Source organism: Streptomyces agglomeratus (assembly GCF_001746415.1).
In the GTDB taxonomy this organism is placed as follows: Bacteria; Actinomycetota; Actinomycetes; order Streptomycetales; family Streptomycetaceae; genus Streptomyces; species Streptomyces agglomeratus.
Window position 1 is genome coordinate 333,098 of the sequence record NZ_MEHJ01000001.1, and the last position, 14,890, is coordinate 347,987.

The 14,890-nt window shown below is 68.6% G+C and carries 12 protein-coding genes; 2 read left to right on the top strand and 10 right to left on the bottom strand.

What is annotated here, in order from left to right; all coding sequences use genetic code 11:
* Positions 1-58: 58 nt before the first annotated feature.
* From AS594_RS01225 to AS594_RS01245, 5 genes are read right to left on the bottom strand one after another with little or no spacing between them, the layout of a single operon-like run.
* Positions 59-1,357, bottom strand: coding sequence for a hypothetical protein (locus tag AS594_RS01225; RefSeq protein ID WP_069933641.1), 1,299 nt, complete (start codon positions 1,355-1,357; stop codon positions 59-61).
* Entirely contained in the window at positions 1,354-2,403 is a 1,050-nt protein-coding gene (locus AS594_RS01230; protein WP_069925230.1) for a hypothetical protein, read from the bottom strand. The genes AS594_RS01225 and AS594_RS01230 overlap by 4 nt, the downstream gene beginning before the upstream one ends.
* Positions 2,400-2,912 (bottom strand): hypothetical protein, encoded by a 513-nt coding sequence (locus tag AS594_RS01235; protein ID WP_069925231.1) that lies wholly within the window; start codon positions 2,910-2,912, stop codon positions 2,400-2,402. The genes AS594_RS01230 and AS594_RS01235 overlap by 4 nt, the downstream gene beginning before the upstream one ends.
* A gap of 28 nt (positions 2,913-2,940) precedes the next feature.
* Positions 2,941-4,164 carry an RCC1 domain-containing protein gene (locus AS594_RS01240; protein WP_069925232.1) on the bottom strand — a complete coding sequence of 408 codons (1,224 nt, stop codon included), beginning with the start codon at positions 4,162-4,164 and terminating at the stop codon, positions 2,941-2,943.
* 23 nt (positions 4,165-4,187) lie between these two features.
* Positions 4,188-5,261, bottom strand: coding sequence for an RCC1 domain-containing protein (locus tag AS594_RS01245; protein WP_167367962.1), 1,074 nt, complete (start codon positions 5,259-5,261; stop codon positions 4,188-4,190).
* 618 nt (positions 5,262-5,879) lie between these two features.
* On the opposite strand from AS594_RS01245, the gene AS594_RS40570 reads away from it, so the two are divergent.
* Positions 5,880-6,008 carry a cold-shock protein gene (locus AS594_RS40570; RefSeq protein ID WP_079148372.1) on the top strand — a complete coding sequence of 43 codons (129 nt, stop codon included), beginning with the start codon at positions 5,880-5,882 and terminating at the stop codon, positions 6,006-6,008.
* Between the two features lie 386 nt (positions 6,009-6,394).
* On the opposite strand, the gene AS594_RS01255 is transcribed toward AS594_RS40570, so the two are convergent.
* From AS594_RS01255 to AS594_RS01265, 3 genes are all read right to left on the bottom strand, one after another.
* Positions 6,395-7,624 (bottom strand): cytochrome P450, encoded by a 1,230-nt coding sequence (locus AS594_RS01255; RefSeq protein ID WP_069925234.1) that lies wholly within the window; start codon positions 7,622-7,624, stop codon positions 6,395-6,397.
* A gap of 95 nt (positions 7,625-7,719) precedes the next feature.
* On the bottom strand, positions 7,720-8,682 hold the full coding sequence (locus AS594_RS01260) for a terpene synthase family protein (protein ID WP_069925235.1): 963 nt from the start codon (positions 8,680-8,682) through the stop codon (positions 7,720-7,722).
* A 405-nt stretch (positions 8,683-9,087) separates the two neighbouring features.
* Positions 9,088-10,614, bottom strand: coding sequence for a prenyltransferase/squalene oxidase repeat-containing protein (locus tag AS594_RS01265; RefSeq protein ID WP_069934913.1), 1,527 nt, complete (start codon positions 10,612-10,614; stop codon positions 9,088-9,090).
* 554 nt (positions 10,615-11,168) lie between these two features.
* Here AS594_RS01265 and AS594_RS45330 point away from each other — a divergent pair.
* Complete coding sequence (locus AS594_RS45330) at positions 11,169-11,318, top strand: hypothetical protein (RefSeq protein ID WP_176743498.1); 150 nt, start codon at positions 11,169-11,171, stop codon at positions 11,316-11,318.
* Here the strand turns inward: AS594_RS45330 and AS594_RS01270 are convergent.
* Complete coding sequence (locus AS594_RS01270) at positions 11,286-13,352, bottom strand: galactose-binding domain-containing protein (RefSeq protein ID WP_240508887.1); 2,067 nt, start codon at positions 13,350-13,352, stop codon at positions 11,286-11,288. The two genes, AS594_RS45330 and AS594_RS01270, sit on opposite strands and share 33 nt — an antisense overlap.
* Before the next feature lie 121 nt (positions 13,353-13,473).
* Positions 13,474-14,838 (bottom strand): GH1 family beta-glucosidase, encoded by a 1,365-nt coding sequence (locus AS594_RS01275; RefSeq protein ID WP_069925238.1) that lies wholly within the window; start codon positions 14,836-14,838, stop codon positions 13,474-13,476.
* Positions 14,839-14,890 lie beyond the last annotated feature (52 nt).

A 14,890-nucleotide genomic window follows, 5' to 3' on the forward strand; every position in this document is an offset into this window, starting at 1 on the left:
CAACTTGCAGGTCCGAAGCGGCACGTCTGCGCGGTTTCGCTGGCGGACGAGACGGGGGTCAGTCGTCGCGGTCGGTGGCTGATGCCGGGGCGTCCGCGTCCACGGGGGTGGGGGCGGTAGGGCGGTCGGAGCGGCAACGTTGCTGCTCGGCCGAGGTCATGGGGCCGGTGCGCTGGTAGATGCGGTCGGGTACCAGGGGTGATGGTCCGTCGGCGACGACGTACAGGCGGATCTGCTTGTCAGGGTCGTCGGTGTCGCTGGTGAACCAGCCGTCGGTGCGCTGGCGGCCCGGCTGGGCTTCGATCCAGCTGGCTTCGCCGGCTTCGATGATTTCGTGGATCTTGCGGTCCGCGGTGGTGGTCCAGCGCCACGGCTCGGATGAGCTTTTGGTGACGCCGGTCTCGAACTGCTGATTGAGGTTGTCTTTGAGGTTGGGTAGGCGGTCGATGCCCGCTTGCTGGCTCAGGTTGTCCTGGGAGCGGCCGGTGAATCGCACGGGGCGGTCGTGTTCGACGGTGTTGCGGGTGCAGTTGAGGTAGGTTTCGCCGATGATGCGCGCCTTGTCGTAGTAGGTGTAGGAGTAGGTGCTGTCGACGGTGTAGGTGCAGTTGTTGCGGGCGCTGGCGCAGTGGTCTGCCGCCGTGCGGGTGTCGATGCGGTTGTTGCCCTCGAAGGCTTCGGGGGCGGGCAGCCGGTTCTTGGGGACCGTCTTGTCGACCAGGGGCGGTACGTGGGTGGCGCGGACCTTGGCGATGAGGGGGCCGCATTCCCAGCGTCCGGTGGTCTGCGTGGAGGCGAAGGTGATCAGCGGTTCGTTCTCGCCGGCGGTGAAGGTGTAGGTGCGGCCGCGGTGCCAGTCGGTGCTGCCCGGATCGGTGGTGATTTTTTGCTGGGGGCCGCCGGAGCCCTGGAGGGTGTAGGGCTGCCCGTTGGCGAGCTGGGCGCCGGTGCAGGCGCCGGTGTTGTCGTCGAAGGTGATGGTGACCTTGGCACCGGTCCGTACACCGCGCAGGCGCTGGCTTACGCTCTGGTCGGTGGCCCGCTTGTTGCGCAGCAGCAGGGCGGGCAGGTTGTCGGGGTGGGCGGCGTCTGCGGGCAGGAGCCGGTAGGGGTACTGCACGGTCCACCCTCTGAGCTTGTCCCCACTGCCGCTGGCGGTGAAGGACGGCTCGGTGAAGTCCCCGTTGATCACGGGAACACTGCGGGCGGGCTCGGCTGCGGTGGCCGTCGGCGCGGTGGTGGCCGCCGCGGCCAGTACGGTGCCGGCCACGGCGGCGAAGACTGTCGCGGTGAAGGCCGGGCGGCGCCCTACGGACGCGCGCGCTGTGCGGTGCTGGAGTGATCGGGGTCGGGTCACTGGGGCTGCCGTGCCTTTCCTGCGAGATCGGCCGGAAGCGGGGTCAGGCCGTCCGGGAGTTGTGGCGTGGACGGGCCGCCGCCGGTGCCCGGGGCGGAGCCTTGTGCCTTGGGTACCGGCAGGGAGCGGTCGGTGGCCTTGGGGGACAGTGAGCGGTTGTTGTCGGCCGCGGTGCTGCCCGCGGGGCGCAGCCGGTCGCAGGTGTCGCCGGGTGCGGTGTTGGTGCGGGCGATGAACGAGCTGCTGTTGACGGTGGAAGGGCCGTCCACGATCACGTTGGTCACGCTCTGGCCGGTGTTGGTCCTCAGCGTGCCGGAGATCCGCTCCATGGCCGCGCTGGCCCCGAAGACCAGTACGTCCCCGCGCTTGACGGTCATCTGGTACTTGGTGGACTCGGTGTGCGTGGTAGTCCAGGTCTTGGCGTAGTGGGCCTTGAACGCGGCGGAGAAGGAGGCCTGCAGGCCGACCTGGGCGCCGACCTTGCCGCCGGCGTTGACGCCGCCCTTGGCGCCGACCTCGGCGTTCGGCCCGTCCTTGAGGTTGGGTGTCTTGGCGGTGGCGTGGCCTTCGCCGTTCACCCCGGCCGAGACCTCGCCGGAGGCGTTGATGTGGCCCTGTACGGCGGCGGAGCCGGTGATCTCACCGCCGAGGTTGTCCTGGCTGCCGGTTTGCAGCTGGACCGTGCGGTCCACGGTGATGTCGTTCTTGGTGCAGTTGATGACCGCGTTGCCCAGGGACTTCACGGTGCTGAAGAACTGCTGCGGCTGGGCCGCGGCGGCCATCTTGAAGTTGCAGCCGCCGGGTGTGCCGGCGCAGTACCGCACGACCGGCTCGACCGAAGCCATCGGCTTGTTGTTCTTGTCGAATGCCTGTGCCTGGGGGATGGCCGGGCGTGTTGTCGCCTGGTCGGCGGCGAGGGGCCCGGCCGCTACGGCTGCGGATTCCGGCACAAGCGCGGCCACCACCAGTGCGGTGAGAGACAGCGGACCGGTGAGTCGGGGGCGCCGGCCGCGGGAGGGGCGAGAGGTGCGGGGGGTGTTGTTCACTGGGCCATCAGCTCGCAGATGTCGGTGAGGGACGGGTCATTGGCGGCGGAGGGCGGCAGCGTGGCGGCGAAACCGTCGCAGGCGCGGCCCACCGCAACACCGGCGTTGTTCTGCGGCTCGGGCTTGAAGTCCTGCACCTTCTGCTTGGCCTCATCCATACTTGTTTGCTGCTCTTTGCCGTCGCCCACGAGCTTGCTCATGCAGTCCTTGGACTCCGGCGGGCAGGACTCCACCTGGCCCTTGGCCTTGGAGATGTCCTGCTTGGCGGCGGTGGAGTCCTTGGCGACCTGCTCGCGTCCGGAGTCGGCCTCCTTCTCCCCCTTCTCGCGCTTGGCCTCCTGCTCCCTTTCCTTCTGCTCCTCCTGACACTGCTTGTCGTCCTCGGCGCACTCAGCTGGCGGCGGCGGAGCGGCGATGGCCCCGGCTGACGGGGCGGTGTAGAGAGCGCCGGCGCACATGACGGCCGCCAGGGCCAGGGCACGTCGGGCCCATACGGTACGAACGGTCACGGTGGGTTCCTTTCGAGAAAGCCGAGGCTCAGTACGCGAAGGTGTTGTTCGCGTTGCGGCCAGCAGTGAGGTGGTTCACGCCGCTGTTGGCGGCAAGCGCGGTCACCGGCTTAAAGGCGAGTGCCGTCGTGCCGTCGCCCAACTGGCCGCTGGCGTTGTAACCCCAAGCGACGACGGACTGGTCCTCACGCAGGGCTGCCGTGTGAAATTGCCCTGCGGCGATGTCCCGGACATGGGTGAGCCCGTCGACAAGAACGGGAGCGGTGCGGTTGACCTGCGTGCCGTCGCCCAGTTGCGCTTCGGAGTTGCGGCCCCAGCCCTTGACGCTGCCGTTGGACAGAAGCGCATAGTCGGAGTAAGCGCCGCCGAAGAGCTTCTCAACACCTTCCAGGTGCTTCACATCGACCGGTGTACTGCTGTCGACGGTGATGCTGCTGTCGTTGCCCAGCTGACCGACGCTGTTGTCGCCCCACGTCTTGACGGTGTGACCGGCGGTGAGCACAGCGGCGTGAAAGGCCCCCGGTGCGAGCGCGACCACCTCGTCCAGGCCGGGCACCTGCTGGGGGGTGTTGCGGTTCGTTGTGCCGCCGATGCCGAGCTGGCCGTTGTCGTTGCTGCCCCAGGTCCATACCGTGCCGTCCTGGCTCAACGCCACGCTGAAGTTGCATCCGGCCGAGATAGCCTTGACCTTGTCCAGGCCCTGCACGGCGACCGGCTTGCCGGAGCCGGTGTCCTTGGTGCTGAAGGTCCCGTCGCCCAGCTGGCCGCTGTCATTGCGGCCCCAGGCCCACACCCGCCCGTCCTTCAGCGCGAGCGCGTGGTTGCAGCCGACAGCGAGGGACTTGACTGCGTTCAGGGCTGTGACAGTGGCGGGGAAGTAGCGGGCCTTGACGGTGCCGTCCCCGAGCTGTCCGTAGGTGTTGTCACCCCAGGACTTGAGCCTGCCGTTCTTCAACAGCGCCACCGCGAACGGTCCGGTAGTCGCGTTCCCGCCGGCCTCCAGTTGCTTCACGTCCTGGCGCGCCAGCCCCTGGACGGGGCCCGGGATGTGGAGTTCGACAGTCGAGCCGTTGCCCAGCTCACCGGAGGCGTTCTGCCCCCAGCTGTAGACCCACGGGTCGGGCGAGCCGGTGTCGGCCGCTGACGGCGCGGCGGCGCCCGCGAGCGCCCCGAGGATCACGGCAGCGGTCACTGACGCCGCGCCGGTGGCCCGCAGTCGTCGGGCACTGACATTGGTCTGGTTCGTCTTCATTCGGGTGTGCCCTTCCTGGGCGCTCAGTAGGCGTAGCTGGAGTTGCCCGCCAGCGAGGCGGCGACGTGGTGGAAGTCGCCGCTCACCGCTGTCACCGGTGTGAAGCGGTCGGCGTTCGTGCCGTCGCCAAGCTGGCCCTGGCCGTTGGCGCCCCAGGCGACGACCTTGTTCGCGAAGACGGCGAGGTTGTGGTTACGGCCCACGGCTAGCTCCCGGGCACCCTCCAGCACGTCGATCGCGACGGGCGTGTTGCGGTTGGTCCGGGCGGCGTCGGTCGCTTCGGGCTCGAGGAACTGCCCGTAGCGGTTGCTTCCCCAGCCGTAGACGGTGTCGTCGTTGCGGAGGGCGAAGGTGTGGTCGGCGCCGGCGGTGATGCGGCGGATGTCCCGCAGCCACCTGGCCTTGACCGGTTCGCTGCTGCTGGTCTTGGCGGTGCCGTCGCCGAGCTGGCCCTGACCGTTGTCGCCCCAGGTCCACACGATGCCGTCCTCGGTGCGGGCGACGCCGTGGTGGCAGCCCGCCACGACTTCGGCGACGTTGCTCAGGTTCTTGACCTCCTGGGGCAAGCTCTGCGCGGCGCGCTCGCCCGTGCCGAGCTGCCCGCGCTCGCCGCTGCCCCACGACCACACGGTGCCGTCCTCCATCAGCACGAGGCTGAAGTCACAGCCCGCGGCCACCTGCCGGGCCTGCGAGATGCTCGGCACCCGCACCGGGACCGTACTGTCGTCACCAAAGCGGTTGTTGCCCAGCTGGCCGTCCCCGTTCTCGCCCCAGGACCACACCCGGCCCTTGCCGGTCGCCAGGGCGTGCGCGCCGCCCGCCGCCACGTCATCGACGCCCTGCAGCCCGGCCACCACATCGGGTACGGCCCGGTCGTGGCGGGTGCCGTTGCCCAGCTGCCCCGCCGCGTCATGGCCCCAGGCGCGTACCGTGCCGTCCTCCAGCCGGGCCACGGCGAACGAGGTGTCGCTGCCCGTACCGCCCGCAGAGATTTCCGCGACCTGTCCCCGGTTGAGCCCGGTCACCGGCCCCGGCGACCAACGGTCCCCGCTGCCCGCATCGCCCAACTGCCCCGCATCCCCTGCCCCCCAGCTCATGACCTCGGGCCCCGCAACAGCCTGGGCTGGCCCTTCGGCCGCGAACCCTGTCAGCACGGTCAGCCCCGCGGCCGCCACCAAGGCCCACCGGGCACCCCACCGTTTGCCTGTCAATGTGCGCACTCCCCCACGTCCCCTCACTGGAAAACGGCATGCCGGACAACGCCGTTCGGCACCCACAAGGCACTTCAGCCGCATGAGCGCCCGGCATAGTCAGGAGTGTTGGGCCACGCCGCGACAGACATGCGCACTACGGCGAGATTGTCACTCCTTGCAGTGGATCGCTCACCCGGCGGAGTTACTTTCTATGTACAGAAAGCCACCAGTGGTGATACATCGTCTGTGCGCGAGACCCTCTGCCCCGTCGTCCCGGCAAGGGGGCTCCCCTCGTCCTCCCTGGAACGGAAGGGGTTCCTCATGCGACCACCCCCCTTTCGGTGCGACGCACCGAAGGCTGAGCAAAGACGCGGGAGACAGCGCGCGGAGGCACGCCCGAGCGGCCCGACACTTACCGGCCAGGCGCCTGAACTGCGCAACCTTCGTCCCACCACCGGGGTTGATCAGCTCATCGGGGCGTCGTGCACGTCCAACCAGAGCATGTGATTCGAGGGAGTGGATATGGCGGAGCGACAGTCCGGCACCGTGAAGTGGTTCAACGACGAGAAGGGGTTCGGCTTCATCACCCCCTTCGTCGCGGTGCAGGGCCAGAGAGGTATGCAGGCGGACGAGGTCATCGCGGAGGGCTGAGCCCCTTGATCAGAGAAGCGCCGAACCTGCCGCCGGCCCGGAGCTGCACCCGCTGCCGGGCCGTGCAGCAGCCGACAAGCGTGAGTGAGACCCCCCGTCCGTGCCGCAGCGGTTGACGGGGCTACCGACCCACAGCCCAGCCCAGCAAGGCTGCCACCGAGCATTCCCGTGCGCTGGCTCGCAGAGCTCCATCCGCGCGGGTGCCGTGATGGTCACCGCAGTGTCGTGCCGAAGTCCCATGACAAAAGTCGCCGATCCCTCCCGCAGACGCTGGTTAAGCCGTGGCCAGTGCCGTTCCTGCCGCTTTCGCTGTAATCACCTTCACCGGCACGCGTGTGCACCCACCGCGGAGCCGGCCGACACTCTCCTCCCGGCTCCTTGGTAGATCACCAGTTGACCTGCAGGGCCCGGAGTCCGTAGACGACCGCATGGTCGTGGGTAGCAGGTGGGGCGCTTGCGTCGTGCAGTTGGAGGGTGGGGAAACGGTGCAGCAGCTTGGTCAGGATGATTTCGATTTCGAGGCGCCCTAGTTGCTGGCCGATGCACTGGTGGGGTCCGTGGCCGAAGCTGAGGTGCTGGCGGCTGTTGTGGCGGTGGAGGTCGAGGCGGTCGGGATCGGGGAACTTCCGCGGATCACGGTTGGCGGCAGGCATGTGGAGGACGACGCGTTCTCCGGGTTCGATCCGCTGTCCCCCGATGGCGAGTGTTTCTCTGGCGATCCTGAGAAGTCCGAACTGCAGGATGGTGTGGTAGCGCAGCAGTTCCTCGACGGCGTTGTCGATGAGCGACGTGTCTGCTTGCAGGCGCTGCCAGAGGGCGGGTGAGCGCAGCAGGGTCAGGATGCTGAGGGAGATCATGTTCGCCGAGGTCTCGTGACCTGCGATGAGCATCAGCTGGCCGAGGGAGACGATCTCGCCGATGGCCAGTGGTGGGCCGCTGGGTGGACGGTGCTGGGTCAGCGCGCTGAGGAGGTCGTCGGCCGGGTCTTGGCGCTTGGTCTCCACCAGGCCGCTCAGGTAGGCGTGCATGGCCTTCTTGCTGGCCAGCAGTTGCTGTCGCGTCCGGTTAAGAGCCAGTAGCTCGCCGGTGAGGCGCTGGAAGTGGTCGTGGTCGGCGTAGGGGACGCCCAGCAGTTCGCAGATCACCAGGGAAGGCACAGGCAGGGCGAGGGCGGGAACGAGGTCGACCGGGCGAGTAGGCGTTGCCGCGATGGCGTCGAGGTGCTCGTCCACGTACTGCTCGATGCGAGGACGCAGCGTGCGGATGCGGCGCATGGAGAACTGTCCGATGAGCGGATGCCGCAGCCTTGTGTGTTCGGGCGGATCGGTGGTGAGCAGGTCCGATGTCCGGAACTGCGCCATCTCTTCTTCGGTGATGAGACTGGGTCTGACCTGGGAGTTGAGGTGGGGTCGGCGGGAGCTGAGCCGCAGGTCGGCCAGGCCGGCGCGGACGTCGTCGTAGCGGGTGACCAACCAGCCTGGGGGGCCGTCGGGGAAAGCCAGGCGCGCCACCGGCTGTTCGGTCCGCAGGCGGGCGTATTCGTCCGGTGGGTCCATGGGGCAGCGGCGTTCGCTGGGCAGTGCCGTGATCGGTGCGGTGCGGGTCTCATCCTTCATGTGCGCCGTCCTCCGTTCCGCTCACCTGGTCTTGTGCGGTGTGGCGACAGCCGGTTTCCCGGCCTGCCGCCACACCGGGGGGTCACAGTCTGCAGCTATAGGTAGCGACCGGAAGCGAGCATCCAGCCGAGGTGAGTGCCTGGCATGTCACCGATGATGCCCACGACGCGATGAAGCCGGTCCGAGGCGTGGTCTTCCTGGTGTGCCGCGGTGAGGACAGCGCGCTCGGTTTCGCGGAGGTCCTGCAATCGCCGGGTGATGTGTGCGCGGACCTGCTCGACGGCTTTCTGCTCGGTGCAGCCTTGGGCGTGGCGCAGGACGGTGACGTAGTTGGTGGGTTCGTTGTTGGCCCGTTCGCGGGGCAGGGAGACGACGTCGTTGCACCAGGCGGTGATGTCGCTGGAAGCCGCGCACAGTTCGTTCCAGTCCGCGCTGCCGGCCAGGTGCGGGGGGATTTCGGTGCGGCAGGCGACTTCGACGAGGTCGTACATGAACATGCCGTTGGCGTCCCGGCGCAGGCTCGGATACTCCTCCGGGGTGGGGAAGGTGCCAGCCTGCCGGTGGGTGACCTGAGTGAGGAAGGCGTCGCGGTGCCGGTGGACGTGGCCCAGGATCCGCTCGTGCCACGCCGGGGACATCCGGGCGGTGGTGCGGGGCCACAGGTCGGCCAGGGCCCTGACCGCGGGCGAACCTGTGGCAGGCGTGGGCCGCCCTTGGATGACGGCCGTGACAGCGGTGTAGGTGGCGTGCACGCTCTGGGGTGAGCGGCCCATAGCGCCTTCGTCCTGCTCGTCGTCGAGGTGGAAGAGCCAGACGACCCATTGGGCGAAGAGTTCGACGTCCGCCTCGGCTTCGTCGGGCAGGAAGCGGGCGGCCACCAGGTGAAATGCTGAACGGCGCAGGCGTGTGTCCTCAGCGGCGCTGGTGGTCAGGCCCACCCGCATAGCCCACGCGGCCAGGCGGTTGCCGACGGGCTCGGCTCGCGGGTGGATCCGGTCGGGAACAAGGATCCCGAAGTCGTGCGTGAGCAGCCCTGGGGCCCGGGTCGGCTCGATCATCGGTTCCCTTTCACTGACAGCGAGATGCGGGGCGCCGCTGACGCAGGCGGGCTCAGGCGTGCGGCGGCGTGGAAGTGACGCAGGTGGCTGTGAAGCATCGCGTGGGCCATGCCCTGCGCCTCGGCCCGGGAGCCGGTCTGATCCGGCGCAGGCTTGCGGTACCGAGCGGATGGACGTATCCCGCCCAGGTTCCCAGGCGCATCCTGACCGGCCGCGCACACTCGCCGGGGTCGGGGACCAGCCCATGCGAGCGAGCCTCACAGCGGCTCATCTCCTACCCGGCCCTAGGCGTGGCTGGTGGCCGTCCCGGCGGCGGGAACGGAAGAGCACCCTGCGGTGCCCCACGGCCGGTCGTCCGATCCGTGGCATGGCTACGGTGCCCGGTGTGGCAGTCGTCGGCCTTGGTCACCAGCGCCAGCTCTCGTTACAGGCGCCGAGCGCGAGCAGTGCCCAGATGTCAGCGAAGACGGGTGCGTCGAAGAGCAGCGGCCGGGGGGCGACCTGGTCGGGCAGGGCGGTGAATCCTCCATCGGCCTCCTGGCGGGCCAGAAGGTGGAAGACGCCGCGGCGTGCGGTGACGTCCGCCCCGGCGGGCCGCCCCATCGCGGACAGGGCAAGCAGCGAGTAGGCGGTACTGGTGGTGTCACTCGCATCCCCGGGACGGTAGCCCCAGCCTCCGTCATCGTTCTGCGCCAGATCGAAGAAGCCCCACGAGCGAGCAACCGCCTGTTCGCGACCGGCACGCAGCTGCGGCAGGCGGGAAGGGGGCAGCGAGTGCAGGGCCCACATGGCCCGCCAGATGGTGTTCGCCTCGCTCAACGTCCAGCTGCGCTCGAACGTGCCATCAGGCTTCTGCGCCCCGAGCAGGTAGCGCGCGGCGTTCTCCAGCAGACCGGCATGTGCGTCCCCGGCCCAGCCCAAGGCGCTGGCGGCCCCGCCGGTCATTCCCACCTCGGACGGGTCCCCCGCCACGTAGGTGGGAAAGCCCCCGTCCTGGCCCGCGACCGCAGACAGGTAGCTCCCAGCCCGCTGGAGGGGTTTGGCGTAGCGCCCGGTATCGAGTGAGGCGAGGAAGGCGAGGGCGTAGGAGGTGGTGTCCACGTCACTCTGCATCATGTTCTCGCCGAACGGCCAGCCGCCGTCCGGGCCCTGCATCGCCGCAAGGTAGTCGCCCATGCGCACGGTCACCTGGCGATCGGCTCCCGCCCTGGCCAGGGCAAGACCCGCTACGCCGGTGCAGAACACGGACAGGTTCGCGATACTGGGCAGGCCGCCGTCCGGGTTCACGCACTCCACCAGCAGACGCAAGCCCTTGGCGACGTCGGCACTGCGGGGTGCGAAGGCGCTGACGGCTAGGAGCGCCAGCAGGTGCGCTGTGACGTGGTTCTCCCACACGCTGCGGCGCTGGCCTTCACGCAGGAGCGTCACCAGCCGTTCGTGGTCGGCGGCGGTGACAGCCTCAGGCCGCCGCAGTCCGTGGGCGATCGTCACCTTCAACGCCAGCATGATCATCTGCACCCACGGTGCCCGGTTCCCGCTGTCGATGCGCTCCGGCCGCATCCCCGCATCGAAGTCGATCGCTCCGACGACCGCGAGACACACATCGAAAAACAACCGCTTCCGGGCAAAGGTGAAGTGGTCGAAGTCGGCAAGGAGCTCCGCGTGCACCCAGTCCGCGTCGGCCTGCCGGCCCGTCAGTACCCCATCGCTGAGTGCCGAGTCGAAACGCGTCCTGCCACCACCGGTATCCCGTGACAAGAACCCCTCGAGCCTCTCCTGCACGCCGGCGTGCTGTCCCTCACGGCGCAGCAGCGTCAGTGGCAGCGCCGACTCCAGAACCCGGCTCGCGCACGGCCCCGGCACACAGCCGTCCTGCGTCACCTGCGCCGCGAGCCGGCTCACCAGGTCCCGGCAGACCCGGTCGGCCTCCATTCCCACACCCGAACCCGCCCGGCGGGAACATGGCAACGAGGCGAGAGCAGGAGGATGGGCGGATTCGGCATGCACAATGACTCTCCGCTCAGCGCACTGGAGCCGACGACTGGAAACTGATGAAACCCGGACCGAGCGCGGCTGCCGCACTCCACTCCCAGCACGGTGCCCCCACCCGACGCAGCGACAAGACGTTCCAGAGTCGCCCAGGCCGACCGAGTAGGCGAAGGCGCATACCACCCACAGTTGGCGCGTACCGGCCTGGTGTCGTGCGCCGGGGCACAAAACGACGACTCGCCCTCCGTGCCGGCCCGGGATGCGCGGCGCATGATGTGCGAACGGAAGGCGGCAGAGCCAACGCCGACGCCGACATCATGAACGACGCTCGCTCCTTTCCCACTCCCCGCGCCCAAGCGTCCATGCCGGAGGGCGAACGGCGTCTGCGGCGTGCCGGTGCCCGGCAACGTCGCAGGCGGATCTTGCGGCGCGATTCCGGACCTCGTGGCACAGAGCCGCCCACTGCCCAGCATCCGGCCGCCGGTTACACCGCCGATTTGGCGACGCTCTTGTCGCTCGCTGCGGCGCTGTTGTTCTATGCCGGCGCGGTGCATACCCGGGCGTTCTTCGAGTACTTCCACATCGACCACCACATGACCGGCCCACCGGTGCCGTCAGTCGCTGTAGACGCCGACCTCGCTGAGTGAGTAGCCCCACTTGGTGCCGCGCTCCAGTCCCTGGATCCGTATGTAGCGCGCCGGAGTTCCGGCGAACCGTGCCGTGTCCAGGCCGCCGTCACCAGTCGTCGTGGACCAGGCCGTCTGCCAGTTCGTGCCGTCGGCCGACAGCTCGACGCGGTACGACTTCCCGTACGCGGCCTCCCAGTCGAGGGTGGCGCGCTTGACCAGGTTCGCGGATCCGAGGTCGATCCGCAGCCACTGGTCGTTGTTCCACTCGCTGGCCCAGCGGGTGCCCTTCTCGCCGTCCACGGCCCGGCCGGGCGAGAAGCTGACGAAGGGGTTCCACCACTCCGACGTGGACGCCGAGGCGGTCGCGCCCGAGGCCAGGTTCACCCCGGACTTGTGGCGCTCGGAGTTCCCCCAGGTGCGGAGGTAGGACTCGGCGCCCTGGAAGAGGTCGTCCACGACGTCCTGGCCGCCGACGATCCGGATGTCCTCGATCCAGTCCGGGACCATGCCGTAGTGCGCCGCGCCATTGGTGTTGAAGTCCCAAGTGCGCTCGCCGGTGGTCTGTTTGTCGATCACCGAGCCGCCGTCCGTGCTGCGGAACGGATACTTCACCGGGTTCGGAGTGTCCCCGCCCCGCGGGCCCGGCCAGCCGCCGACCCCGTTCATGTCGGTGCCGTAGCCGTAACCGACCTTGTACTTCTCGCGCAGGGCGTCCGTGCGTTTGGCCTCGGCGCTGAACGCCTCCGAGCCGCTCATGTACTGGGCGGCGAAACCACCGAGCTTGTAGAGCCGCTCGGTCCAGCCCAGGTCCATCCAGCTGTGCGAGGAGATCACGCCCGGATACGACTCGGACTCGAGGATGTCGAAGGCCTGCCCCGCGGCCTTGACGCTCATGTGGTCGATCTCCAGCATCATCTTGCGTTTCATCATGCCGCGCACTGCGTAATCACCCAGGTCGGTCAGCCCGCGGGTGTTGCACTGCGCGTCCGAGGCGTACGAGGGTACGGCCACCCTCTCCGGCAGCTTCTTCTCCGCCTCCGCCGCCACCGCGTTGCCGATGGGGTTGTCGTGCTGCGGCCCGCGGCAGGTCTCCGTCTTCCAGAAGGTGCCGGTCGACAGGAACTGGCCCACGTTGATGGCCGTACCGAGGGCGCCGGAGTCGAAGCGCACCCCGCACAGGGCGTTGTCGAACTTGTGGCACAGGAACATGCTGCGCACGCCCAGCTCGTGCAGCTCGTCCAGGCCGCGGTCGATGTCCTCCTTGCCGCATTGCGCGACGTCCAGGATCTGCTTGCAGCCGAAGGGCTCGGAGGTTTCGACGCCCAGGACGACGGCCAGCTTGCCCTGTTCGACGACGTCACGGGCCTGCGCGCTGTCGGTGACGATCCTGAACCAGCCCTTGCCCGGGCCGCCGTACATCTTGTCGATGTAGGCCTGCATGTCGTACGTCTTCTTCGCCTCCAGGCGGATGGCGGTCATCTCGTCGCAGCTGCGGTCCTTGAAGGGGTAGACCGAGCAGATCACGCCGTTGGTGACGAGGTCGTTGACGAGTATCCGCTGGCCGCCGCGCCATGCCCGCTCGACCCAGGCGTAGTAGTTCTGCTGGTGGGTCAGCGAGTCGTGGGCGGGCCAGTCCTTGAAGGTCGGCCACCCGTTGGGGTCGTGCTTGCCGTCGCCGCCCTTGGTGATGAAGTCGAAGATGGCGCCCGTGCCGTCAGGGTAGTGCTCGGGGCAGTCCTTCAGCGCGTCGGCGACGCCCTGTTCCGAGAACGGCTTGCCGCAGATCAGCCGCCCGCCGAAGCCCTCGTTGGACATGATGTGGTCGTGGGCGTCGACGAAGCCCCTCACGCGCCCCTGCGCGTCGGTGCCCTTGAAGGGCTCGCCCGTGACGTTGATCTGTGAGTCGGGCGCGGGCCGCGCGGTCGGGGTCCACCAGTCGGGCTCCGCTGCGGAGCTGGGCATCGGACCGAGTACCAGGGCCATAACGGTGAGGAGCAGTGACACCATCGTGAGGGATCTGAGCCTGCGGCGCGGAGGTTGAACCATGGTCATCACACAGATCCTTAGATGTGAGGTGGGCTCATGTTCCGCATATACGTTAGGCAGATGAGCTCGCAACGCCAACCCCCTTGACGGGGGCCATCGTTGGGAAATGGGTAGGACCGCTCCAGGGTCAGGTCTCTGTACGAGCCCGGCGGGCGGCCCAGCCGCGCTGAGCGCGGATGAGGTCGCGGTACCAGGCGAAGGACGCCTTCGGGGTGCGGACCTGGGTGTCGTGGTCGACGTGGACGAGGCCGAAGCGCTGGTGGAAGCCTTCAGCCCATTCGAAGTTGTCCATCAGGGTCCAGGTGAAGTAGCCGCGGACGTCCACGCCTTGGGCCACCGCTGTGTCGACGGCCTGGAGGTGGGTGTCCAAGTAGTCGATCCGGTCGAGGTCGGGAACGGTGCCGTCCGCGGTGACGACGTCCTCGACCGAGCAGCCGTTCTCCGTGATGTAAACCGGCGGGAGTGCCGGGTAGCGCTCCTTGAGGCCGACCAGCAGTTCCCGTAGGCCGTCGGGGACGACGGGCCAGTCGAAGGCGGTGCGGCGGTAGCCCTCGATGGGGGCCTCTTCGAACGGCAGGCCCTCGGACGTCGGAGCCTGGATACGGGTCGGGTTGTAGTAGTTGATGCCGAGCGCGTCCAGTGGGGCCGAGATCAGTTCGAGATCGCCATCCTGGACCGAGCCGCCGAGGGTGGCGTCCGCGCCGTAGGCCGACAGGTCCGGGTAGGCGCCCGTCTGGATCGGGTCGTTGAACAGGCGGTTGTGGAGGGTGTCATAGGCCTGCGCGGCGGCGCGGTCGTCGGGGGCGTCCGAGGCGGGCCAGACCGGGGTGCAGTTGTTCGCGATCAGCACCTTGAGGCCGCGTGCCCGCAGCTCCCTCAGCGCCAGGCCGTGGCCGAGCAGTTGGTGGTGGGCGACTGGCAGGCAGTCCAGGAACAGGGTGCGGCCCGGCGCGTGGGTGCCGAGGGCGTAGCCCCAGACCATGTGGATGAACGGCTCGTTGAGTGTGATCCATTTCTGGACGCGGTCGCCCAGCCTGCCGGCCATGACGGCGGCGTACTCGGCGAAGCGGTACGCGGTGTCGCGGCTCAGCCAGCCGCCTTCGTCCTCGAGGCCCTGCGGGAGGTCCCAGTGGAACAGTGTCGGGACGGGTTCGACGCCGCGTGCGAGCAGGCCGTCGACCAGCCGGTCGTAGAAGTCCAGGCCCTGGAGGTTGACCTCGCCCTTGCCGGTCGGCTGGATTCTGGGCCAGGCGATGGAGAAGCGGTAGCCGGTGAGGCCCGCCTCGGCCATCAGCCCCAAGTCCTCCTCGTACCGGTGGTAGTGGTCGCAGGCCACATCGCCCGTGTGTCCGTCGCGGACCGTCCCGGGGCGGGCGGTGAAGGTGTCCCATACCGACGGTCCACGGCCGTCCTCCTTGGTGGCGCCCTCGATCTGGTAGGACGCCGTCGAGACGCCCCAGACGAAGTCGGCCGGCAGATGGCCCAGCGTCATGCGTAACCCCCTAAAATGTGAGTGTGGCTCATGTTAGCTTGATGGATGCGAT